General features: G+C 39.2%; 21 protein-coding genes. 9 read left to right on the top strand and 12 right to left on the bottom strand.

Translation table 11 applies throughout. The annotated features are described in order from the left end of the window. Positions 1–17: 17 nt before the first annotated feature. Positions 18–485 carry a hypothetical protein gene (locus R3E32_16150; protein ID MEZ4886268.1) on the bottom strand — a complete coding sequence of 156 codons (468 nt, stop codon included), beginning with the start codon at positions 483–485 and terminating at the stop codon, positions 18–20. 218 nt (positions 486–703) lie between these two features. Here R3E32_16150 and R3E32_16145 point away from each other — a divergent pair, with 218 nt between their 5' ends. Both R3E32_16145 and R3E32_16140 read left to right on the top strand, forming a co-directional pair. Beyond that, a complete protein-coding gene (locus R3E32_16145; protein MEZ4886267.1) occupies positions 704–1,450 on the top strand; it encodes a glycosyltransferase family 2 protein in 747 nt (248 codons plus the stop codon). A gap of 165 nt (positions 1,451–1,615) precedes the next feature. Next, entirely contained in the window at positions 1,616–2,302 is a 687-nt protein-coding gene (locus R3E32_16140; protein ID MEZ4886266.1) for an alpha/beta hydrolase, read from the top strand. A gap of 25 nt (positions 2,303–2,327) precedes the next feature. Here R3E32_16140 and R3E32_16135 read toward each other — a convergent pair whose 3' ends face one another. Both R3E32_16135 and R3E32_16130 read right to left on the bottom strand, forming a co-directional pair. Continuing rightward, positions 2,328–2,846 (bottom strand): dihydrofolate reductase, encoded by a 519-nt coding sequence (locus R3E32_16135; GenBank protein ID MEZ4886265.1) that lies wholly within the window; start codon positions 2,844–2,846, stop codon positions 2,328–2,330. 80 nt (positions 2,847–2,926) lie between these two features. Further along, positions 2,927–4,924: an alkyl sulfatase dimerization domain-containing protein gene (locus R3E32_16130; GenBank protein ID MEZ4886264.1), complete on the bottom strand. Its 1,998-nt coding sequence runs from the start codon at positions 4,922–4,924 to the stop codon at positions 2,927–2,929. Between the two features lie 323 nt (positions 4,925–5,247). Here R3E32_16130 and R3E32_16125 point away from each other — a divergent pair, with 323 nt between their 5' ends. Beyond that, on the top strand, positions 5,248–8,265 hold the full coding sequence (locus R3E32_16125) for an insulinase family protein (GenBank protein ID MEZ4886263.1): 3,018 nt from the start codon (positions 5,248–5,250) through the stop codon (positions 8,263–8,265). Positions 8,266–8,373: 108 nt separating this feature from the next. Here R3E32_16125 and R3E32_16120 read toward each other — a convergent pair whose 3' ends face one another. The 3 genes from R3E32_16120 to R3E32_16110 all read right to left on the bottom strand — a co-directional run bounded on the left by R3E32_16120 (position 8,374) and on the right by R3E32_16110 (position 11,256). Continuing rightward, on the bottom strand, positions 8,374–8,676 hold the full coding sequence (locus R3E32_16120; protein MEZ4886262.1) for a DUF1330 domain-containing protein: 303 nt from the start codon (positions 8,674–8,676) through the stop codon (positions 8,374–8,376). Positions 8,677–8,698: 22 nt separating this feature from the next. After that, the gene (locus R3E32_16115) at positions 8,699–10,180 is read right to left on the bottom strand and encodes a pyridoxal-dependent decarboxylase (GenBank protein ID MEZ4886261.1); all 1,482 of its coding nucleotides are present in this window, start codon (positions 10,178–10,180) and stop codon (positions 8,699–8,701) included. A 191-nt stretch (positions 10,181–10,371) separates the two neighbouring features. Continuing rightward, a complete protein-coding gene (locus R3E32_16110) occupies positions 10,372–11,256 on the bottom strand; it encodes a response regulator (GenBank protein MEZ4886260.1) in 885 nt (294 codons plus the stop codon). 333 nt (positions 11,257–11,589) lie between these two features. Here R3E32_16110 and nhaD point away from each other — a divergent pair, with 333 nt between their 5' ends. Together nhaD and R3E32_16100 are read left to right on the top strand one after the other, a co-directional pair. Beyond that, positions 11,590–12,861 (top strand): sodium:proton antiporter NhaD, encoded by a 1,272-nt coding sequence (gene nhaD / locus R3E32_16105; protein ID MEZ4886259.1) that lies wholly within the window; start codon positions 11,590–11,592, stop codon positions 12,859–12,861. 83 nt (positions 12,862–12,944) lie between these two features. After that, entirely contained in the window at positions 12,945–14,186 is a 1,242-nt protein-coding gene (locus R3E32_16100) for an O-antigen ligase family protein (protein MEZ4886258.1), read from the top strand. An 8-nt stretch (positions 14,187–14,194) separates the two neighbouring features. Here the strand turns inward: R3E32_16100 and R3E32_16095 are convergent, their stop codons facing one another. Then, positions 14,195–14,887 carry a class I SAM-dependent methyltransferase gene (locus tag R3E32_16095; protein ID MEZ4886257.1) on the bottom strand — a complete coding sequence of 231 codons (693 nt, stop codon included), beginning with the start codon at positions 14,885–14,887 and terminating at the stop codon, positions 14,195–14,197. 126 nt (positions 14,888–15,013) lie between these two features. Here R3E32_16095 and R3E32_16090 point away from each other — a divergent pair, with 126 nt between their 5' ends. Together R3E32_16090 and R3E32_16085 are read left to right on the top strand one after the other, a co-directional pair. Further along, positions 15,014–15,955 carry an alpha/beta hydrolase gene (locus R3E32_16090; protein ID MEZ4886256.1) on the top strand — a complete coding sequence of 314 codons (942 nt, stop codon included), beginning with the start codon at positions 15,014–15,016 and terminating at the stop codon, positions 15,953–15,955. A 224-nt stretch (positions 15,956–16,179) separates the two neighbouring features. Beyond that, entirely contained in the window at positions 16,180–17,121 is a 942-nt protein-coding gene (locus R3E32_16085; protein MEZ4886255.1) for a hypothetical protein, read from the top strand. Positions 17,122–17,261: 140 nt separating this feature from the next. Here the strand turns inward: R3E32_16085 and R3E32_16080 are convergent, their stop codons facing one another. The 5 genes from R3E32_16080 to R3E32_16060 all read right to left on the bottom strand — a co-directional run bounded on the left by R3E32_16080 (position 17,262) and on the right by R3E32_16060 (position 22,898). After that, complete coding sequence (locus R3E32_16080; GenBank protein MEZ4886254.1) at positions 17,262–18,875, bottom strand: class I SAM-dependent methyltransferase; 1,614 nt, start codon at positions 18,873–18,875, stop codon at positions 17,262–17,264. 43 nt (positions 18,876–18,918) lie between these two features. Further along, on the bottom strand, positions 18,919–19,683 hold the full coding sequence (map, locus tag R3E32_16075) for a type I methionyl aminopeptidase (GenBank protein ID MEZ4886253.1): 765 nt from the start codon (positions 19,681–19,683) through the stop codon (positions 18,919–18,921). A gap of 201 nt (positions 19,684–19,884) precedes the next feature. Then, positions 19,885–21,471 carry a solute:sodium symporter family transporter gene (locus tag R3E32_16070; GenBank protein MEZ4886252.1) on the bottom strand — a complete coding sequence of 529 codons (1,587 nt, stop codon included), beginning with the start codon at positions 21,469–21,471 and terminating at the stop codon, positions 19,885–19,887. Between the two features lie 60 nt (positions 21,472–21,531). Next, positions 21,532–21,876, bottom strand: coding sequence for a tRNA-binding protein (locus R3E32_16065; GenBank protein MEZ4886251.1), 345 nt, complete (start codon positions 21,874–21,876; stop codon positions 21,532–21,534). 167 nt (positions 21,877–22,043) lie between these two features. Next, positions 22,044–22,898 carry a DNA/RNA non-specific endonuclease gene (locus R3E32_16060; protein ID MEZ4886250.1) on the bottom strand — a complete coding sequence of 285 codons (855 nt, stop codon included), beginning with the start codon at positions 22,896–22,898 and terminating at the stop codon, positions 22,044–22,046. A 203-nt stretch (positions 22,899–23,101) separates the two neighbouring features. Here R3E32_16060 and R3E32_16055 point away from each other — a divergent pair, with 203 nt between their 5' ends. Next, a complete protein-coding gene (locus R3E32_16055; GenBank protein MEZ4886249.1) occupies positions 23,102–24,013 on the top strand; it encodes a T9SS type A sorting domain-containing protein in 912 nt (303 codons plus the stop codon). Between the two features lie 218 nt (positions 24,014–24,231). Next, positions 24,232–24,702, top strand: a complete 471-nt coding sequence (locus tag R3E32_16050; protein MEZ4886248.1) for a hypothetical protein — start codon at positions 24,232–24,234, stop codon at positions 24,700–24,702. Positions 24,703–24,741: the final 39 nt, after the last annotated feature.

Below are 24,741 nucleotides of genomic sequence, written 5' to 3'. Positions count from 1 at the left end.
CTGCCTACAAATCAAAATCAATAAAACTCGTCTAAAAATGTTTTTTTGATTTCCTGCCAATTGGGTGCAATTTTATCTTTGTTTGCTTTTTTGATGGCTTCAAGTTGTTGGTCCATTTGAAGTTCTTCAGGTGAGGGTGATTTTTCTTTTATTATTTTTACTGCGTTTGGTTCAGTATTTTCTGGTTCAACAGGCGTAGGATTTTCTACAAGAATTTGTGTTTCTTTGGTTATTTGTTCTGTTGATGTTGAAGTATTTTCTGGTTCAACAGAGGCAAGGTTTTTCTCAACAATTGTTGGTGTTTTCTGCACTTCACTTTCTTCAATGCTTATTGTTTCGTCCATCACTTCTGACTCTTGCGGAATTGCGGGGATTTCAATTTTGTATTTCCAAATCAAAAAATCGATGTAGTCTATCACCTGTTGTTGCAGGTTTTGGGGAAGTTGGTTGAATTTGGCTATGATTTCTTGTGTACTTGCGTTCATTATGGTATTTGTTTTTTAGGTTGTTGTGTTTTAAACAATCGAATCTCAAACAAGGTTTCAAATTTTGTATTCAAAGCTTCTTTCCCAAGATTTTCATTTTGATTGGTGGCTTAGGTGTTGAAAATTATTAATTTTGCAGTTCATAAGGTTAGTGTCTTTCGTCCAATACCTTACGTCTGAATTTTTACAACAAAAGCACTCCTAAAGCACAATCGTATATGATACACAACAAAAAAGTGGTAGTCGTGATGCCTGCCTACAATGCGGAATTGACCCTCGAACAAACTTACAATGAAATACCCCACAACATTGTAGATGAGGTGATTTTGGTGGATGATTTCAGCAAGGACAATACATCGGAGTTGGCCAAAAAGATTGGCATACATCATGTTATTCGACATGACAAAAACAAGGGTTATGGTGGCAATCAAAAAACTTGCTATAACAAGGCTTTAGAAATTGGTGCCGACATCGTAATTATGGTGCATCCTGATTACCAATATACACCCAAATTGATTCCTGCAATGGCGAGCATTATTGGCAGTGGATTGTATCCTGCGGTATTGGCTTCTCGCATTTTGGGTAAAGGTGCATTGAAGGGCGGAATGCCGATTTACAAGTACATCGCCAACCGTTTTTTGACACTTTCCCAAAATTTATTGATCAATCAAAAACTTTCGGAGTACCATACGGGTTATCGTGCTTTTTCGAAGGAAGTATTGGAGGGAATTGATTACAATGGTAATTCGGATGATTTTATATTTGATAATCAAATGCTTTCCCAAATTTTTTACGCAGGTTTTGAAATTGCAGAGGTGACTTGCCCGACCAAATATTTTGAAGAGGCTTCTTCTATCAATTTGAAGCGGAGTTCTATTTATGGTTTGGGTGTGTTGAGGGTGTCTTTTATGCACTTTTTGCAGAGAATAGGCTTAGGGAATTTCAAAATGTATCGAAAACCCTAAGGCATAAATGAAAATTAGAATGAAAAAAAAATTAAAAAAGCAGTTCAATATCAGTTTCTTATCAAATAAAACTGGTAAAATTATTTTTGAAGCGTTTCTGATTGAGATTTCAAATTCAAATACAGGTTTAAACTCAATGTTGGGTTTTGATTTTTAAAAACTACCATGAAACCAACAATTTATTATATCCCAGGATTGGGAGGTGATTACCGAATGTTTACCAAGCAGCAGGAACAAATTCCGTATCCTTCCAAAGTGGTAGAGTGGCTTGAACCAGATGTTCCTGAGACCATTGCAGAGTATGCCTATCGCTTGAGTCAGCAAATTGATACTTCAAAGCCATTTGTGTTGGTAGGGGTGTCTATTGGGGGAGTGTTCAGCATAGAATTGCGGCGGTTTTTGCCAGTCAAGCCCCATACACACATCATCATTGCGAGTATCAAACGTGCATCAGAAAAGCCGCCTCATGTCAAAGCACTTCAAAAAGTACCTATCTTTCAAACGATTACTCCAAATTCTTTTCGGTTTTTCAAACTTTTTTCCAAACAGGCTATTGGCTTGATATACAAAAAGCAGCATGTCGAATTGTTCAATTCAATGGTGACAAGCCAATCACCTATTTTTCTACGCTGGGCAATGCAGCAGTTGGCGGCTTGGAAAAACGATACGTATCCACTTGATTTGATTCACATTCACGGCACAAAAGACCGCATTTTTCCTTACAAGTTTATTCAAAACCCCGTTACCATTGTAGGCGGCACACACTTTATGAATATGGAATGGGCGGAGGAAATCAATCGCTTGATTGTAGCTGGCATTGAAGGGGATTTGAAGGGGGGAATTGTGAGATAGCGGCATTGTGTGAATTTTATTACCATCATTTCAAGTCTTCTTTCTTTTGATACTCTCTAAACGCATAAGCGTACATATTTTTTTCATCGGATGGGTAACGTTCATAAACAGTTCGTTCCCAAACATCTCTATCTAAAGTTGGGAAAAAAGCATCACCATCAGGTATGCGAACTTCAATTTGAGTCAGGTAAATTTTGTCGACCAAATCTTTCTCTAAAGCCAAACGGTAAATTTGCTCTCCTCCAATAACAAATGCCTCCTGTTCTCCACCTTCTTCTGCTATCTTCAATGCGTCTTCAATGGAGTGGACTATAATGCAACCCTCTGCTTGCCAGTCTTTTTGACGGGTCACAATGATGTTTACCCGCTTCGGAAGGGGTTTGTTGACTCCACCTTCTTCGTAGGTTTTGCGTCCCATAATAATATGGTGACCTGTGGTCTTCTTCATAAAATAACGCATATCTGCCGGTACTTTCCACGGTAGTTCGCCATCTACTCCAATAACATGGTTCTCACTCTCGGCTGCAATAATGGATACTTTCATTTTTATTTGTTGTTTTCGTGTTTTGGGGTGTTGTTGTTTTAGTGTGTTAATGTATTTGAAGCGAGTTTTATTTGGAAAAACTAAGGCTCTACAATGTTGAACATCAATTGAAACGGCGTTTCGACCATAGATTGAAAATCGGAATATTCGTCTCGATTTCCTTCAATTTTAACTTCTCCCAACAAGTATTTTTTCATTCCCGATGATTTTTGAGTAATAATGTCATTGAAGGTCGTTTTGTTCATGGTGACGGTTGCATTTGGATTCTCTGCCAATACACCAACTCGGTTGTGCAATACTTGATTTTCCAGATAAAGAGAAATCGTTTGGTTGATGTCTGGGAAAACTATATTGAAAACATATTTTTTGCCTTTCGCCTTGCTTCTATCCATCCGAACCGCCAAAAAATCGTAGAACGTTTCGAGAGGCATATTGGTCAAAATATCGTCAGAAGCACCTCCGACTTTTCCATACACCTCTTTGGTGATGCCGTTGAGCAATTCAGAAGCACCTGTAAGGTAAAAATTTCGCCATGGACCTGATTCCGCCTGATAACCCATTTGTGTATAAGCCTTTGCGAGCAATTCTCTTGCTGCACGGTTTTGAGGCTCCGCAAAAACGAGGTGATTCAACACCATTCCGACCCAACGGTATTCCCCTTTGTCGTAATCCCGCTGTGCTTTCGCCAAAATACTGTCCGCTCCGCCCATGTATTCCACATATTTCACCGAAGCCTCGACAGGCGGCAGGGCGTGTAAGTTGGCAGGATTGCCGTCAAACCAACCAAAATACAATTGGTACTGTGCCTTAGAATTGTGGCTGACTGTACCATAATATCCTCTATTGGCAAAAAACTTCGCCAACTCGTCGGGCAGTTGTATTTTTTCTGCAATTTCGACCATTGTATAGCCATTGTTCGCCAAATACAAGGTTTCGTCGTGAATGTATTTATAAGTATCTCTTTGTTTTTTCCAAAAATCCACAATTGCCGCATTTTCCCATGTGGGCCAATGATGACTACCAAAAGATACTTCTACTTCATCACCAAACATTTGCAAACTCTCATCAATGTATTTCGACCACTTCAAACCATTCCGCACTTCTGCACCCCGGAGGGTGTACATATTGTGCAAATTGTGGTTGATTTCTTCTGCTTGGCAAAATGCCTTGAATTGAGGAAAATAAAACATAAACTCAGCAGGAGCTTCGGCTTCGGGAGTATTCTGAAAAACGATTTCGATGCCATCTACTACTAGTTTTTCACCCGTTTCTTTGATTACTTTCGTTGGCTTCAAAATGCCATATTGCCCACGAGAAACAATCTGCCCCAATCCATTGCCAATCATACCTTTTTCATTTCTGGGCAGTAAACTTCCAAACATAATCGTTGCCCGCCGCATCATGGCATTTCCTGCAATGATATTTTCGGTAATAGAATGTTCAAAAAAACCTTCGGGCGCAATGATTTCGACCCTACCTTCCTTGATATCCTCATCGGTGACGACTCCTCTAATTCCTCCAAAATGGTCAATGTGGCTGTGTGTGAAAATGACCGCTTGCACAGTCTTTTTACCCAAATGTTCGTTTGCCAACTCTAAACCTGCTTTGGCTGCAGTCTTTGAAGTGAGCGGGTCAATGATGATCCAGCCATTGTTGGACTCAATCAAAGTCATATTCGCCAAGTCAAAACCACGGATTTGGTAAATACCTTTGGTCACTTCAAACAAACCATGTATTTTGTTCAGCTGTCCTTGTCGCCACAAACTTGGATTGGCGGTGGCAGGAGCAGGTTTGTCCAAAAAATCCCATGATGCCAAATGTACCGATATGCTTCCATCTTCGTTTTTGATGATGGGGTCTTTGCGGGTGGCAATAAATCCCCTCTTTGCATTGACAAAGTCGGTTGAATCTTCAAATGGCAGATATGCTTCAAGTTGTTCACGTAGGTTTGCTTGTGTTGTATTGTCAGCATTAACCTCCAATGTATTGGAAGGAGCAGAAGCGTTTTCTCCACAGCCTACTACAAGGATAAGAGTCAGTGTCAACAAGCAAGAATAGAGGCGAAATGTACTTTTCATTCTATGTGGTGGTTTATGTTTTGGTACTCTAAATATCGCATTTTTTTTCTTTTTATCTATTTTTTTTGAAATTTGAGTGGGGTCAAGCATTGAAGGAAACCACAAAAGTTGTGAACATCTCCAAAAACATTTGCAGCTATATTTGTTAAGAATAGACGGCAAAATGTCATTATATTTGAATTTAGCAAAATTTAACAAAGGTAATTAGTCGACCACAATTATATTTCAATCAAAAAACAGTATTTTTGAGCTATCTTTCACTCACACAATCAATGTAATAAAGGAATAAATCTAACATCTTAATACTAAAATTTTATCCACTTATGAAGAAGTGTAAAATGATTGTTTTCTACTCGCTCTTACTGTCCATCGTTTTGTACAGTTGTGGAGGTGGAGCAAGTATGCAAACCTCTAATAAAGAAGCTGTTGCTAAAGCGAAAGAAACCGCAGAAATGGCAACCAATGCGGCAGATAAGTCTCTGACCAAAACTGCAATGGATGGTACTTATACCTATGAGTATGTGGAGGGCGATCCGATGAATACCCGAATTTATACCCTCAAAAATGGAATGAAGGCATACTTATCGGTCAATAAAGAAGATCCACGTATCCAAACGGCTATTCCTGTGCGTGCGGGTTCAAAAAATGACCCACGAGATGCTACGGGTTTGGCGCATTATCTTGAACACATGGTGTTTAAGGGGACGAGCAAAATAGCTACTTCAAACTGGGAGGAAGAAAAGAAACTGTTGTCACAAATTTCGGATTTGTACGAACAACACCGCAATGAAACCGACCCTGCAAAACGAACAGAGATTTACGAAGAAATTGACCGAGTTTCTTACGAGGCTTCTAAACTGGCAGTTCCGAACGAGTATGACAAAATGATTTCGAGTTTGGGAGCAAAATATACAAATGCTTACACTTCAACAGATCAGACGGTATATATCAACAACATTCCTTCGAGTGAATTGGAGAAATGGCTGATGGTAGAATCGGAGCGTTTCCAAGAACTGGTATTGCGCTTGTTTCACACCGAATTAGAGGCAGTCTATGAAGAATACAATCGTGCTCAGGACAATGATGGTCGCAAAATTTATTCGGCAATTTTTGAAAACTTGTTTCCGAATCACCACTACAATATTTCTACGATTGGTTTGGGCGAACACTTGAAGAACCCTTCAATGGTAAAAATTCACGAGTTTTTTGATACCTATTATGTGCCAAACAACGTGGCGATTTGTATGTCTGGGGATTTTGAAATGTCCAAAACGATTCGATTGATTGACCAATATTTTGGAGATTGGCAACCAAAAGATGTTCCTGAATGGACTTTTGAAAAAGAAAAACCAATCACAGAACCCATTGAAGTAGAAGTATTTGGAAGTGAAGCAGAACAGGTGGCGATTGCCTATCGTTTTGATGGTGCGGGTTCTTATGATGCTTTGATGCTCAATTTGATGAACAATATTCTGCAAAATGGGCAAGCGGGTTTGATGGACTTGAACTTGATTCAAAAACAAAAGATTCTGGAAGGTGGTGCATTTCAATATGCTATGACCGACTATTCGATTCACCAAATTCGTGGAAAGGCTCGTGAAGGACAGTCATTGGAGGAAGTGAAAAACATGCTTTTAGAGCAGATTGAACTGATCAAGAAAGGAGAGTTTCCAAGTTGGTTGATTGATGCGGTAATCAAAGACTTCAAATTGAACGAATTGAAGGGACTGGAGAGCAATTGGCCTCGAACAAGTGCGATGATTAGTGCTTTTATTGAAGACCAACCTTGGGAAAGGTCGGTTCATTTTTTGGATGACATCGGCAATATTACCCGAGAGGATGTTATCAAATTTGCCAACGAACATTATGGAAACAACTATGTAGTAGTCTATAAACGAAACGGTAAAGGGGAAGATGGAACGAAAGTACCGAAGCCTAAGATTACACAAGTAGAACTGAACCGTGAAAATCAATCTGATTTCTACAAAGAATTTGAAAAGAAAGAGTCAGGACGTTTAGAGCCTGTTTTCTTGGACTACCAAAAAGAAATCGAGCAGTCTGAATTGGCGGCGGGTGTTCCGTTTTACTACATTCACAATGAACTGAATCCGACTTTTAGCCTTTCGTATATCCTGGATATGGGGAATTATAACAACAAAAAGTTCGGTATGGCAGTGGAATATTTGCCTTACTTGGGAACGGATAAATACACTGCTGAACAATTGCAAGAAGAGTTTTACAAACTCGGTTTGAGCTTTGCGGTCAATACTTCTTACGATCGTACCTACGTTACCTTGTCTGGTTTGGAAGAATCGTTGGAGGAAGGGGTTAAATTGTTTGAGCATATTTTGGCAAATGCAAAGCCTGACGAAGAAGCATTGCAGAATATGGTAGCAGGTATTTTGAAGCAGAGAGCAGATGATAAATTGAATAAGAACCAAATTTTCTGGACTGGTCTATACAATTATGCCCGATTTGGAGCTAATTCTCCAATCAAATACATTCTTTCGGAGTCTGAGTTGAAAGCAGTAAAGGCACAGGAATTAGTGGATATTATTCATTCAATCACTGGTTATCAGCACTATGTCTTTTATTATGGACAAAACAAAATGGATAAGGCAAAACAAGTTTTGCAGCAATACCACAAAGTGGTGGGTGAATTGATGGGCTATCCTGAACCTGCCGAATTTACAGAATTGAAGACCGATAAAGACAAGGTTTTGTTTGTGGATTACGATATGGTGCAAGCACAAATTTTGATGCTTTCTTTGGAAAACGAGAGTTTCGACAAAAAATTAGCTCCTTATGCAGAAGTGTTCGGGGAGTATTTTGGCGGCGGTTTATCTTCCATTGTGTTCCAAGAAATCAGAGAGGCAAGGGCTTTGGCTTATTCTGCTTGGGCGGGCTATACGACTCCAGGGCGTTTGGATAGAGGACATTATGTACAGGCATTTATGGGTGTACAGGCAGACAAAATGAAAGATGCGATTGGAGCAATGCGTGGTTTGCTAAACGAAATGCCGAAATCGGAAAAACAGTTTGAGGCTGCAAAAACTTCGGTTTTGAAGCAGTTGGAAACGGATCGTATTACCAAAACAGGTAAGTTTTTTGATTATTTGGCAGCAAAACGCCTTGACTTGGATTATGATATTCGCAAGGATATTTACACCAATGCTCAATCTATTTCACTCAATGACATGGATGAGTTTTTTAAAGGTCACATAGCCAATAAGCCTTTCACTTTTATCGTGATGGGTAAAAAGGACAACTTGGATATGGATTATTTGAAGTCATTGGGAGAGTTTAAAGAGGTGACTTTGGAGGATATCTTTGGGTACTGATTTTGAAGACTCAAGACATATAAAACGTAAGATTTTATTTGAAACGCCCTCGTTTTTTTGGAAAATGAGGGCGTTTTTTATTGGAGATTGTAATTTGAATTGTCCTTGCTACATTCTCTCCCCTTTCACCAAAATAACCGATTGAATAGCCTTTTTTTTCAAATGTAGATACTGCTTGCGATCTTCATCTGTCATAAAATCTTGCAAATCAGCTTCTCTTGAAAAAGTGATGAAATGAATTTCGTAAGGCTTTTGCAACGTTCCTTCAATAAGCGCATCATCGGAAGGTCGAATACGCAACAATAATTCACCACTGTATTTCTTCAATAGAGGCAAGGCAACATTTTCAAACTCATGGAATATTTCTTCCTCTCCTTCTTTTATATAGATTAGTTGGGTAATGTAAATCATTGGTAAATTGCGTTTAGATTAGCTACAATTGTTTTTCAACCTCTATGCCCACCTCTCGAATAACCTCCAGTAAGTGCGCTAAATGTTTGTGTTGTTGTCGGTGATTGATCAAACAAGCTCGAATGACAGCCCGATTGTTGAGGGTTGTTCCTGCAATGAATACCCGCCCATCTCGCTCCAAAGCAGGAATGATATTTCGGTTGAGTTGGTTCACATGGTCTTCGTCACTGCCATCGCTTTTGCCTAAAAACTGAAAACATACGATACCCAAAACCACATCCGAACAGACCCTAAAATCAGGTGCTGCTTCCACCAAACTCGCCAAATAGCGGGTATTTTCGATGTCTTCTGCAATGGCATTCCGCAGTTTTTCAGCACCATAAGCTTTGAAGGTCATGTAGATTTTTAGCGATTTGGCATTTCTGGACAACTGAAAACCGTAGTCATTGAAGTCCAAGCGGCCATCATTTTGTTTGTCGCTTGAAAGATAGGCGGCTTCTCTGTGGAAACTTCTGTGAAGGCTATCCCAATTTTTAATCATCGCACAACCTGCTTCAAAGGGTTGATAGAGCCATTTGTGAAAATCCAAGGCCAAAGAATCTGCTTTTTCCATGCCTTTGAAAAGTGGTTTTCGATTTTCAACAGCTGCCGCTAATCCTCCGTAAGCTCCATCGACATGGTACCACATCTTATATTTTTGGGCTATCTCTGCCAATTTTTCCAAATCGTCTATTGCACCTGTGTTTACCGTTCCCGCATTCCCTACAATACAAAATGGACAATGACCTTCCGATAAGTCAGTTTCTATGTTGGCAATCAATGCCTCCAGATTGATGGTGAAATCAGGGTTTGTCTTTATTTTTTGAAGGTTATCACTGCCAATCCCCAAAAATTCTATTGATTTGTCAACACATCCATGCACTTCTGTGGAAGCATAGACCCTCAAAGCGGGCAATCCTGCCAATCCTTTTCTGCGTACATCCGCTTGCTCCAAAAACAGGTTTCGGGCAACGGTCAAGGAAGTCAAATTTGCAGCTGATCCACCGCTCACCAAAACGCCACCTGCTGTTGAAGGGTAGCCAATAAATTCAGCACCCCATTTCACCACTCTTTTTTCTAATTCGGTGATGCTTGGTGCCAAATGCCATTTCCCTACATTTTGGTTGATGGTAGCTGCCAAAAGTTCTGCGATGATAGATATTTGTGTGCCTCCCGCCATTACATAGGCATACATATAAGGGCCAATGTTTAAGGTTGCCGTATCCACTACTTTCTCTTTCACCCATGTCAATAGTTCTTCAAAGTTCATGCCTTCTGTGGGCAGGTTTTCGTCAAACCATTCTTCAACAGTAGCGGGTGAAAAACCAGCATACGCTTTGGCATCGTCCAAATTTTTGAAGCGATCTATCACTACTTCACAAGCCTTTGATAATTGTTGGGAAAATTCAGAAAGAGAAATGTCGAGACTTTGTCGATCTAAGTTTGTAGAGTTATTGATTGACATGTTTTGCAGTTTGTTTGTTGAGGTTTATTGCATTTTTTGTAGAGCAAAGATGCGTTTTTTTATTTGTTTACTCAACAAGAAATTCGCTGCAATGAGTGGCAAGTTAGGAGAGAGAATTTTACTACAATAGCTTTTATTAATTGTTTTTTATTCTCTGATATATAGGTATTTAAAATGAAAATACACGTTCCTTATGCAGCTTTCAATATCACCAGAATTTTGGGAATTTCCTCCAAAATTTTCTTGCATTCAGGCATAATAGAATCGCAATGTTCTGCTATTTGCATCCATTGAGGTTCCTCTCGTCGTGTTTCTTTTTCCACTTGATCACAAAGCTTGTATAATTTTTTGTTGCCGATACTATTGGCAGAAGATTTATACTTGTGAACCAACGCATTCAGTGCAAAGGCTTCTCGGTTCGACTGCAATAAAGGCAATTGGACTATCATTTCTGTGGTCTGTTCTTCAAATAGGCGAATGATTTCTTGAACAAATTCTGAATCATTGTTGGATAGTTTCTTAATAAATGCAATGTCGATTGAGGTAGTTACTTTTGGAATATCGCTTTTATTGAGGTTATTTTTATTCATTTCTAATACACACATTAAATTACACAGCGATTGTGGGTAAATAGGTTTGTGAAGATAATTATCAAATCCTGCAATGGTCAATGCTTCTTCATCAATTGATTGAATTGTAGATGAAAGTGCAATCAGTGGGGTCTGAAGATGAAGTCGAGTACGGATAAACTTGGCAAGTTCCCATCCATCCATAATAGGCATTTGGAGGTCAATTAATATGAGGTCATATTGGTTAAAATATACTTTTTCGATAGTTTCAATTCCATCATTTGCAGTATCAATTTGTCCATTCCAAGACTGAAAAAGTAGAGTTGCAAGTTGTGGATTGATAACATTTCCTGCTAATAGAATTTTTGCCTGTAGTAAATTTATGTTCGTTTGCTTATTGACATAAAGTGGAAGCAGCGGTATTTCCATATTGAACGGAAATGGGCTTATATCTTCTAGTGCTATGGCTTTAGGGTGATTCAATAGTGGGCTTCTATAAATAATCATGTGTGTGTGTTTCTATGTAAAAATTTACTTGCCGAAAAATTGTTAGAAAAACAAGCTATTTTATTTTTTTACGATTAAATGACATTTTTGTTATTTTTTGGAATAGAAAAGTATTAAAAATGGGTCGTAGTTGTTGACTACGATTGATATTTAACTATTTTTAAGTTTATCTTCAATAGAAAATTCTGAATAACTTATTTGTAATCAATATTTTGAAAAAAAATGATTCAAAAGTATTCTTGAATATCCTTCAATTTGTCAGAGAACCATTTTTATTTTTTTAAATTTGCTTGTCATTCTATTTTTTCAATCCCGAGCCAATTTTTTTGTTTTATGGAAGTACTCATTATAATAGTCTTTCTCATTGGTTACCTACTTATCACATTAGAACACCCACTCAAAATAGATAAGGCTGCTCCTGCCTTGTTGTTGGGTGTTGTCACTTGGGCTATTTTTGCCTTGTTTAGCGATGATTACCACGAAGTAAACCATGAGTTAGAACACCACATTCCCGAAATTGTCAATATCTTATTTTTCTTAATGGGGGCAATGACCATTGTGGAATTGATTGATATTCACGATGGTTTTCATGCTATTACGAGCCGTATAAAAACCAGAAATAAACGCAAACTCCTATGGATTGTGTGTTTTCTGACTTTCTTTATGTCCGCAGCGTTGGACAATCTGACTACTGCTATTGTAATGGCTTCTTTAATTCGTAAATTAATACAATACAAGCAAGTACGTCTTGTTTTTGCAGGGATGGTCGTCATTGCTGCCAATGCAGGAGGAGCCTGGTCACCTATTGGTGATGTGACCACTACTATGTTGTGGATTGGCGGGCAAATCAGTGTTGTAAATATTATGGTTTGGCTGATTATTCCAAGTTTAGTTTGTATGATTATTCCTTTGCTTTATTTAAGCACACAAATGAAAGGGGATTTTCACCAGCTTGAAATGCAAGTCAAATACAAAACAACTTCTACCGAACGTTTATTGGTTTTGTTTGCAGGAATTGGCTGCTTGATATTTGTACCTGTCTTCAAAACCGTTACCCATTTACCTCCTTTTATGGGGATGTTCTTTGGAGTTGGGGTTATGTGGACTCTTACAGAAATTCTTCACAAACAGAAAACCCACGAAGAAAAGTCCCAGTATTCGGTGTTAAAAGCACTTTCAAAAATTGATACGGCAAGTGTGCTTTTCTTCTTTGGTATTTTGTCAGGTGTAGCTTGTCTAAGTTCGATAGGAGTATTGAAGCATGTAGCGCAGTTTCTGGACAATACGATTGGCGATATGGACTTGATTGTAATGGTCATAGGTGTCTTATCTTCGGTGGTGGACAACGTACCTTTGGTAGCGGCAACTATGAAAATGTATAGTTTAGAGCAGTTTCCAATGGATGCCAAACTCTGGGAATTTTTAGCCTATTGTGCTGGAACGGGCGGAAGTATGTTGATTATTGGTTCGGCTGCGGGTGTAGCTATTATGGGTATCGAAAAAATAGAATTTTTCTGGTATTTGAGGAAAATGGGTCTGCTTGCGCTTATGGGGTATGTAGCAGGTGCTTTGACCTATCTCGGAATGTATGCAATGCTCCATTAGAAAATCCAAGCTCAAAAAACATCTTTTGTAAATCAGTGCTTCATTGAATTTGCACCTTGTTTTCGAATTTCTCTTAAAGCGATATGCAGCAGTTTTTTACAAAACTTATTGGGCTACTCGATCATCGTTATGTAGGCATTTTTGCCTGTTTGCTGATTATGTTGGGCTTAGTTTCTTATCGGGCATTGATGAGCATCGGCATGATTACTTTGGGGGTACGTGCGGTATTGAGCCTTCACCCCAAAAAAAATATCCTTCATTTGCTGCAAAACAAGGCTCTTTTGGCCTTGTTGGGGATTTTTTTCTTGTACTTCCTCTCGGGTTTGTGGTCCGAAAACCTCAGCTATTGGTTGGATCGACTGCGAATGAAACTTCCTTTTCTTGCCCTTCCTTTTGGTTTTGCAGCTCTTCAAAATGCAAAACTCAAAGATTATCAATACCTTCTTTATACCTTCTTTTGGCTAATTGCAGCCATCTGTCTGGGAATTTTGGGAATTTACCTCAATGATTTTCAAAACCTCAATGAAATTTACCGAGCAGGTCAAGTGCTGCCAACTCCTGTTCACCACATTCGCTTTAGCCTGATGGTGGTATATGCCTTTGCTTTGGGTTTGTATTTTTTAGAAAAGTCTTTTTTTGTGCGTTTTCCACAAGAAAAAATTGCGATTATTATTTGCACTTTATTTTTATTGGTTTTCATTCATATTCTTGCGGTGAGAAGTGGTTTGCTTGCCCTTTATTTGGTATTGGGTTATCAGTTTTTTCACTATATTTTTCGCAGCAAAAAATACTGGGTGGGTCTTGGCATTGCAGTCTTAGGGCTTGCTTTTATCGCTGCTGCCTTTTATTTTATTCCTACGCTTCAAAACAAAATTGGCTATACCGAATGGAGTTTGGACCGATTTGAAGAACATGAAGAATTGGCCACACTTTCGGATTCTAAACGTATTGCGACCATTGAAGCGGCAATTGTGGAAGGTAAAAAACATTGGGTGATGGGCGTGGGAATTGGTGATGTGCAAGATGTCACCACTATTTACCTTCAAAAACACTACCCTGCAATTGCCAACTTGGGCATTATTCCCCACAATCAATACCTGTTTGTTTGGTTGGGTGTCGGGACAATTGGACTGTTCGTTTTTATGGTCTTGTTTCTCTATCCTATTTTTTACCAAAAGTCCTATCGAGATAGTCAGTTCGTATCATTGCACCTCATCATTTTGTCCTCTTTTTTGGTCGAACATACGATTGAAGTGCAAATAGGGAGTGCGTTTTATACACTGTTTGTGTTTATTGGGATTAATATGGTTTCAAAGAAAACTTAAAATCCAACCTACTTCACCTTCTCCTTGACCTTGTGTGCCATTTTCTTCAAAAAATTCTCCTTTCCCGTTGACATCCACATAATCGCATTGTGTGCCACTACTGATTTGAAGGTGTAAAACTCTTTGAAAAACATCCCATTGCGTTTGTCTTCTCCTACTTTTTGATAGAGTGCCAGATTTCGTAAACCTGTAGGAACACTGATGTAATCGGGGCGGTTCGACTCAATAAACGACATCACCAATTGCGTACTACGCATCCATGTATCGTGTAGCAAAACATAGCCATGTTCTTCCAAAAGTAAATCAGCATAGTAAAAGTCCACCAAAATGCCGTCAAACTTGTGGTCACCATCAATGAAAATGAATTCAAACTTTCGATCTTCTTGAACCAATTGTGGCAATACATTGTGCGAAAAATCACGCCTAAAATCAAGGTGTTCGCTGAATCCCAGTTTTTCGATGTTCTTCAAACCTAAATTCTGGTAATGATCTTGAAAAGGGTCAATGGCAATATGCTGCGATTGTGTGGCTGCAATAATGTGAGAAGCCGACCGAGCATAAGCAAACCCTGCCTCCAAGGTTTTGGTGAGGTAGTGTTCTTTCAGAAAATGGTAAATAAACGCCGCTTCGTTTTCTTTGATTGGCGTAGCCTTGTCTTCGGTAGGAATGGTAAGTATTTGATTAATAGTTGCTAAATCCATCGTAATTTATTTTGGGTGCAAGTTACGGTTTTTCGGACTTTGATAAAATGTAAATTTATGTCCTTACAATTTATTCCTTTCAAAAGGAATGATTAAATTTCACTTCATTTTCCTTAAACAACAGTTATGCCCCTAAAAATCCGACTTCTTCTTTGGTGGCTTCGTTTTACCGAAAAAACACCTGTCTATGAAATGCCTGCTGCAACTGCTCGAAAAGTCAGCAGAGAAGCCTTTGAATCTGCTAAAAAAATCATTGAGTATCCTCCAATTGATTTATTTGCAGTAAAAAATCAAACGGTCAAAGCAAGAGATGGGTTTGATATTCCCATTCGTATTTACCAACCGATAGATGCGGATAATTTACCCCTCATTGTGTTTTATCATGGTGGCGGTTTTGTGCTTCGAGACATAGACAGTCATGATGGTGCTTGTCGAAGATTGGCTCGTGACAATCAAGCAGTGGTGGTCAGCGTGGATTACCGTCTGGCTCCCGAATACAAATTTCCCATTCCCCACCAAGATTGTTATGATGCAACGGTTTGGGCGAGTGAAAATGCAGCGTCTATTCATGCAGATGCCAAACGGTTGGTGGTAATGGGCGACAGCGCAGGCGGTAATTTGGCAACGGTTGTGGCACAAATAGCGAGGGATGAAGGGCCTGCTATCTGTTATCAAGTGCTGATTTACCCTACGACCGATGCCCGAATGAATCACCCTTCCATCAATGAATTTTCGGAAGGTTATCTACTCACTAAACCTCTGATGAAGTGGTTTTTGAATCACTACAAAAGCAAAGATGAAGATATTTACAATCCACTCATGTCGCCTTTATTGTGCCGTGATTTGACGAATATGCCTCCAACTTTTATCATTACCGCCGAATTTGACCCATTGAAGGATGAAGGAATTGCGTATGCCCATCGTTTGAAGCAAGCAGGGGTTGAAGTGAAACACTCGGACTATGAAGGTTTGATTCATGCCTTTTTCAATATGCCGAGACTACATAAGTCTTGTTTGAGGGCTTTTGAAGAAATTAAGGAGGTCTTGCAGCCTGTGCTTAGGGTGTGAATATTTATTATTGAGACGAAAGACAAAAGAAGTAAATATTTGGTTATGAGTAAATTGCATTGAAAATGCAATTTTACTTAATTCCTTTGCTGTCAATGATTTAAAACTTTTTGTCTTATGTCTTTAATCTTTCGTCCAAAGTCTAAATTTACTTTCATTTACCGACATCGCTTTCTGACCTTTTTTCGTTTTATTAGGTATCAGTTCACACTTAAACCTTGTATATGAAAAATATCTTTTTTTTGATTGCATGTTGTTGTTTTTTAAGTTCTTGTGCTACTGTCATGAACTCTCGTTGGACAAACATAGCAGTTTATACTACGGAACCTTCAACGATTATCGTACATAAAGATACGATTCAAACAGAAAATAACAGAGCGACTGTTAAATTAACAAGAGGGAATGAATCTGTTGAAATAACTGCTCAAACGGACAGCCTTAGCAAAACAGTTACGATTCGCCCCCAAAATTCGGTGGCTTATTGGCTCAACTTTTTTTATACAGGCTACATAGGTATGGTCGCTGAAGCAAATAGCCCAAAACGATTTGGTTATCAGCAGATTGTTTTTTTGAATTCGGCAGATACCTTGCCTACTTTTTCAAAATATAGGCCACTTTATCGAAAAGGGGAACTATTTTTTCAGGTATCTCTACCCCATATCAATCAATTTCTTTTGAAACCTCCTACTGAATCTACCAAAAGCAGCTTAGGCTTTTGGGGTATTAGTGCGGGATTGGACTATTACCATTCTCAAAACCAGTATTTTAATTTATCTGTGAGTGCAGTAGATGATTTCTTTGTTCCGATTCCTGCACCTGTAGATGGGAATGGACAATATGAATCCATGAGTTCGGTGTCTCTTAGCTTTTCAAACAACTACAAAATCAACCGATTTTCTTTGGGTTATGGGCTATCCTACGCCAAAAACATTTGGGAACTTAAATATTCGGATGGTTTTGAACCGCTTCCTACAGCAATGGAACTGGACAAAATACGAAGTCATAATTTGGGACTTGTTTTTTCGAGTTATTACCAGACAGGTTCTCACTTCAATATTGGCTTGATATATAGACCAACTTTCATCAGACTGGACAAAGGAGAACCATCTGCTTATGAACATGTTGTGAGCGTAGATTTTGCTTGGAAGATAGGTTTGAAGAACTGATTAGACTTCGGAAGTTTCACTCTTAAAAAAAGGAAATACTATTTTGCAAACAGCAAATCTCTTACAGAACGAAACTTCTAAAATCTTTGATGTCTGTCAAAAAAACTGCTAATTGCGTCTGAATTATGTTAAAGGTTTAGCTATCCTCTAGCCTTCAACAAATTGATGCTTACCGTTCCCAAATCCGAATTGGGAAACCGACTAAAATGTTTTTTGACAGGAAACAAACCTGCTTCGGCCGCCATCTTGTGAAAAACTTCAATTTCTACAATATACTGATCCGAAAAACCGTGTGTGGCATCATAAGCTGTTGCAGCCGTGCGGCCGATATTTTTTGCAGTCAATGAAGGCGCAATCGTGTGCAATTCAATCACCAATAAACCAAATTTTTCGACATAAGGAGTCCATCTTTGCAGGTGTTCCCGCAAGTTATCCTCTACATCTGCATTGGAGATTCGCTTTCCCCGAAACGCAAAAGCACCCGTTGAAGCACTCATTCGGTTGGGTGTTTTTTCATTGGGGGTTTCCCATATTCGGTTGTGGTCCAGAAAAGTACGCACATTGAGAAGCTCTTGCAGTTGAATACCATAATTTTCTTGCAGGTCTTTTGCCAAAAAATCAGGTCGTCCGATGTCACCCCAAATCACCTTCGCCCAAATATCGGCTTGAATTAAATTACCTCTCGTTACCTTCAATGCTGCTTTGTTGTAATCTGCACCCACTAAAAAAAGAGGATGTTCTTCCAACATTGTACCTCGCAAGGTTCGGTGTTCGATCACATCAAAAAGGTGAATCAAAAATGCACCATTGCCGCAGCCCATATCTACAATTCCTTTGGGCTGTAAATCAATAGGCTGATTGAAAAGGTCAATGATGATTTCGTCAATTTTTTTGAAGTAAGTCGTATGTGCGCCGCCACTTCCCCACACATTCATTTCCCGATCTACGTGTATTTCTTGCGCTCCTGAAGGTACATTCCACAAAACATTGGGATTGCCAAAAATCAATTCCTCAACGTTTCTAAAAGTTGGAATGTAAGAAACCGTCACGCCATAAGCACTCGCACGTTTGGCATAAAACAAACCCTTCTCTGTAAAACTATAGGTATCATTTCTTTTTTTGAACCATCCCAAAAAGGCAAACATATCCAACATACGCTGAAAACTCTCTGGGTCTTGGTGAAATTCTTCGGGCTTAAAAGACGCTTCCATAAAATACTTGTGAAACATTCCACTCATTCCCAAAGCAACGATGGTAGGCCCAACCATGATTCCTTCAATGTGCTTCAAGACTTGCCATTGCAGGTTCAAGATGGATTCATCTTGCGAAAATGCGACTCCATAATGCTGTTGGTATTTTTTGAAGATGCGCTCCAAAAACAAAAAAGGTTCTTTGGCAAATTTTCTGTGGTGAAATTTACCCGAATAACCCATCAATTCTACCACATCTTTATACAGAGGAATCAAGTCAAAAGCAGTGGCACTGCTGTCATTGACCTTCAATTGTATCACATCGTTTCCAATGATTTCATAGTCGAGCCAACCTTGTGAAGCCAAGACTCTAAGGGCAATGTTCAAATATCCTTCATTGGCATTGAAGGTATCCGTTAACTGCTGCAAAGACGTTTTTTGTTCTTGTAGGATGTATTCCAAAACGCCCTTTTGATGTAAAGCATAGGCAGTTGGTGCGGTAACGATTCCGTCCAAATGACGAAATAAATCTGCTCTCAAAAGATTTATTTCTTCTTTGTTCATAGGAAACGATTTAGGGGTTCTACAAAAAGAGACTTAATCATTATTAGTTCCATATTTCATTTGCTTTTGTCAAAATAATCGGCGCACGATCGGTCACTACAATGGTGTGTTCGTGTTGTGTCACAAAACCACCTTTGTCTCCAACCATTGTCCATCCATCCTTCAATGTCACTGCACAAGTCGAGCGGGTAGAAATAAAAGTTTCGATGGCAACCACCATGTTTTTCTTAAAACGGTGGCGATTCGTTGGATCTCGATAGTTCAATATGTGGTGAGGATATTCGTGCAAACTTCTACCAACACCATGTCCTGCAAGATTTTCTATGACCTTATAACCCTTGCGTTTTGCTTCGGTTTCTACAAGATGTCCAATATCTGCAATTTTTACTCCTGATTTGATGCGGTTGATAGCTTTCCACAAAATTTGCTTAGAAGCATCTACAAGCGGTTGATGACGGTAAATATCCCGCCCCAAAACAAACGATCCACCGTTATCTGCCCAAAAACCATTCAATTCGGCAGATACGTCGATGTTTACCAAATCGCCTTCTTTCAAGATTTTTTTGGCAGAAGGAATACCATGTGCTGCCTCGTTATTGACAGAAATACACGTCCATCCTGGGAAACCATACGTCAATTTTGGCGCAGATTTCGCTCCCAAACTGTTCAAAATTTCGCCGCCAAAATCATCTAATTCTTTAGCAGTCATGCCTACTTTGGCATGTTCTCTCATTTTTTTTAGGGTGATGGCAACCGCTTGGCTAATGACCTGCATTCCTGTGAGTTCTGATTCGGTTGATATGGACATGATACTTATTGAATTTTATAAATAACTGCTAACTTCTGCAATATTTCAAATAAACACAAAAGCGAATCCTATCTAATTTTAGACAAGGCTCGCTTTTGTATTAGTGGTTGATTTAAAAAAATACTATTCAAAGGAAAATTTCAATATGCTTACAATCAAAGCATTGAAGTCTAATTTTCCGTTTTCTATTTTATTTCTCATTTATGCAAAATAGATATAAATCAAAATTACTGTTACACAAATGGCTCCACCAACAGGCATCAGGTATTTGTAAGGTGTAATGTCCACTTGCTTACTATAAGCCAATTCAAAAGCAGTGGCACGAGGCTGCAATTTGCCAATCAAAAGCATGATGCCTACATTCATGACAAACAAAATTGCCATAACGTGCAAGAAGTGTGGATAGTTTTCTGCACCAACTACAAACGGCTTCAAAATAAATTGGCTAATTGAATACAAAACTACACCCAAAATAATGGCAATTTTTGCAGCAAGAGCAGGCACGTTTTTGGTGAGGTAACCCACTACAATGATGGTCAAAATCGGAATACTGTAACAACCGTTCACCTCTTGCAGATAACCAAACAATCCATCAGGTGCTTTGGCAATAAAAGGCGCAATGAACATCGCCAATATTGCGAGAAAAACGCCAAATAATTTACCGTATTTTACGACTGTTTTTTCGTCTGCTTCTTTGTTGATGTAGGCTTTGTAGATGTCTAAACCGAACAGCGTCACCGAACTATTCAAAGCACTATTGAAAGAACTCAAAATTGCTCCAAACAATACGGCTGCAAAAAATCCTACCAATCCGACAGGTAAAACCGTACTGACTAGTTTTGGATAGGCTTGGTCTGGAATTTCCAAGTTTCCTTGAAAAATTTGATAGGCGATTACCCCCGGTAAAACCACAATCAAAGGGCCTAAGATTTTGAAGAAAGCAGCCAACAACAAACCTTTTTGTCCTTCTGCCAAGTTTTTAGCGGCCAAAGCTCTCTGAATAATTGCCTGATTCGTACCCCAATAAAACAACTGTACGAGCATCATTCCTGTAAAAATCGTGGCAAAAGGCACGGATGCATCACTGCCTCCAATAGAGTCGAATTTTTCGGGAACCTCTGCTATCAAAGTACTCAATCCCGCTGTAATGCTGCCTCCGCCAATGTGCATCAAACCAAAAACGGGAATCATCAAGCCGCCAATCAACAAGCCAACCGCATTGACCGTATCAGAAACGGCAACTGCCTTCAATCCTCCAAAAATGGCATAAATAGATCCAATTATGCCGATACCCCACACACACAGCCAAATAGAAGCATCGAGTGAAATGCCCAATGCTTCGGGAATGTCAAACATCGTAGAAAATGCCAAAGAACCCGAATACAATACAATCGGCAATAAGACCACTACATAACCCGACAAAAACAAAGCAGAAGTGATGGTCTTGGTCGTTTTGTCATATCGTTCCTCCAAAAACTGTGGAACGGTTGTGATACCGCCCTTCAAATAGCGAGGCAACAAAAATACCGCCGTTACAACCATTGCAATAGCTGCAAGGGTTTCCCACGCCATCACCAAAATCCCTTCAGAATAAGCCTGTCCGTTAAGACCTACAATTTGTTCGGTAGATAAGTTGGTCAGCAAAAGAGAACCTGCAATCACACCTGCGGTGAGGCTTCGACCTCCTAAGAAGTAACCTTCTGAGGAATTTTCGTCTGTACCTCTGGTAGCCATATACGAAATGACTGCTACCAAGATGGTAAATCCTAAAAATGATAATATTGCCATGTGAATTGGATAAGTTTTAAAGTTTTAAAGCAACAAAGTAATAATTTTTTTGAAATATCCTTAGCCTATCCTCATTCCATTTTCTACTTTTCGCTCAGGTTGAAGCAATGTTACTGCATTGTCTGTACCGACTACTCCCAAAACCAAACATTCACTCATGATATTGGCTATTTGTTTGGGAGGAAAATTGACTACTGCAATGACTTGTTTGCCAATCAGCTCTGCAAAGTCATACAGTTCGGTTATTTGTGCAGATGTTTTTTTGATGCCCAATTCTTTTCCAAAGTCTATGGTCATTTTGTAGGCTGGTTTTCGGGCTTCTTTGAAGACACTGGCCTCCAATATCGTTCCTACCCGCATCTCGACTTTCATAAAATCTGACCATGAAAGCATGTTTGTGTTCATTTGTGTTGGTGTTTTGAGGTGTTGGTGTTTTGATGTTTTGAAATTTTGACCCATTTTAGATGAGGTAGTAGAGGTATGAAAAAAAACAGCTCATGTGACTTACATTAAGTTTATTATATATTTTTAAGTCAATAATAAACAATCGCTAATCCCACCAATCACCTCTTTCAAAAAGGCCCTTCATCTCGCTTCGATTGCAGTATGGCTTGTCGTCCGTCCGAAACATCACTCAACAAATCGTAGCCCGTTGCCGCTTCAATTTCGTAAATAGTCGTAATGTATTCATGCCACGGTTTTTGGTTTGCCGAATTTTTGTTTTCCACCCAAACCGCAATTACCCGGGTATCTTCACCCAATCGCTTTGTATCACCATTGCCTTCAGGCAGTACAATCATCACCCGCCACAAATAGCGGGGAATGGTCAATTGTCCCTCTGCCCAAAATTTTCGGTAGCCATTGTCGCCCGTGCCGCCTTCGTCGTGAATACCCATGATGACATAGACCTCATTGCCGCCATTGGTCAATTCTCTGGTGAACTTTTCTATTTCGGCCCACAATCCACGATTCACATCTGGAGCCTGTGGAATGATGTTGAGCATCAAAAACGTTTCATCGTTCTTTACCACCGAACAAGTGCGGTCTGCCGAAGGGCAGTTGTGTCCTCTGTCAAATCCGCTACCCGTGTAATCTTTGGTCGTAATGACATTGCAGCCATTGGGATATAAGTCGTAGGTGAGAAAACTATTTTGACGGGGAATTTCACCTGTCCATCGGCTATCCAAATGCCAACTGACCCAATTCGGTGTTCCTTTGCTGCAATTGTAGGACAAGGCATAACTGTCAAATACATACAAAAAATTGTCGTTGTCGCTCAAATTGGCATCACTCGGATTGCCCAAAGTGAGGTGAACGCCAGCAGGATAAGCAGGGCAAGTGTCAATGTCTTCAATGCTCACTTCGTCTTCACAAGCTGCAATGCCAATGATAAACGGGATTAAAAAGAGTTGGATGAGTTTTTTCATGGAGGGATTTTTTTTGCAGCAAGATAACAAAAAGGACAGTACGAATATCCAAACTTTTTCAAAAATGAATAGCTGCCTTGACACTGACTTTCATTGCAGAAAAAATAATATGCTTCAATTCTTCAACAAAAAAAGTATTGTGTATTAAAACTTTACAAAAAGAGATGGAAAGTGTAGGATAATTCAAAAATACTGCTTTATTTTTGAAGAAAATTACATCGCTTCAATACATTTACCGAGTTATGCTTAAATATCTAATTTTCTATCTTCAGCTTTCGGTTCTCCTACTTCAATGTTCTCCCACACTTGCCCAATCCTTTTACAAGCAAGGTTTTGAAGAAGGAATGCCCCAAGATTTTATCCTTATCAATGCAGACGGGCTGATCCCCGCTCAAGAAAAAGATTCCCTTTTTGAGGAAAACGCTTGGATCGTGATTGAGTCCGAATTGATGTCAAGCAGGGCAGCGATGAGCCTTTCTTGGTATCGAAACGAAGAAGGACCTACCGATGATTGGATGGTTTTACCAATGATGGAAATAGGCTCGCAAGCAAAAATGGAATGGCGGGCTATCTCAACCACATTTGGCGAATTTCCTGATAGTTATGAGGTGCTTTTTGCAGAAGAAACACCCAGTCTTGAAAATTTATCGGACATACAAATCAACTTGATTTTGAGGATAGAGGCAGAAGAACATTCGTCTCCAGCTGACCGTGAGGTAAGTTTAGCCGATTTTGAAGGAAAAAAAGGACACATTGTTTTTCGAAATATCACCGCAAGTGGAGATGCCCTTTTGATAGATGATATCATCCTCAGCAATGTAGAACTGCTGCCTACCCATATCGAAAAAGTCGCTTCAATGGACTTTGACCTTCAATTGTTTCCAAATCCTTCTACCTCATACAGCACGCTTCAATACCAATTGCAGAAGCCTTCAAATGTGACATTGAAGCTGCAAAATAGGACAGGGCAAACGGTGTGGGAATTAAAGCAAGAGAAGCAAAACGAGGGTATTTATCAACTTCCACTTGCTGCAAAAACATTGCCGAAAGGGCTGTATTATTTGAAGTTGCAAATAGGAGATGTGTATGTGGTGGAGAAGTGGGTGGTGGAATAATTTTACTTTGTATCTTCAAAGAAGATACACGGAAACACTCTCTTTAAAAGGCAAATATGAGGATATGAGCTATAAATTGTAATTGTGTACTTTGTTTTTCTCTAATAAATTTGCAGCAACAATACAATGAGTTTTATGATTGACAACAATCAAACAAACCCAAAAAGAGGAGGCTGAAAATCTATAAGAGTAAGCATTAATTCAAAAATAATTTAACAATGAAAACAATTAGTTTCATCATTTTTATGGCACTGACATCTATGATATTTGGTCAAACAGCAGATACCCCTATTGCCACTTATGAATATCAAATTGTGACTAGTATTGAATCTATTATTCCCAGTGGTTTGGGGCGTTCTCGTCTAATTGCCGAAACTGGCGAGCGTGACTACAAAGATTTTACGAGTGAACGAACGGAAGAAGATGGAGGAAGAAACAAATCAAAGAGATCTGATATTCGAGTAAAGGATTTTGAAGAAACCAAAATGCTTAATTTTTTCAATATTGGTGGCATTAGATTTGAAAACATTGCTTCCAATGACGCTATTGTAGCTTCAAAAATAAACGATTTGTCCGCAAATGGTTGGGAGTTGGCTTTTGTTACATCTGGAGTAGAGTCTAATGGTGGAGTGGATGACGGCGAAGGAATTTTTATTACCCGTTATATCTTCAAAAGATTAAGACAGTAACTATAAACCAATAAGTGAAAAAGACCACTGCTTAATCCA

The sequence above is a fragment of the Chitinophagales bacterium genome (assembly GCA_041392475.1).
Taxonomy (GTDB): domain Bacteria; phylum Bacteroidota; class Bacteroidia; order Chitinophagales; family UBA2359; genus JAUHXA01.
This window is presented reverse-complemented; position numbering and strand designations above follow the sequence as displayed.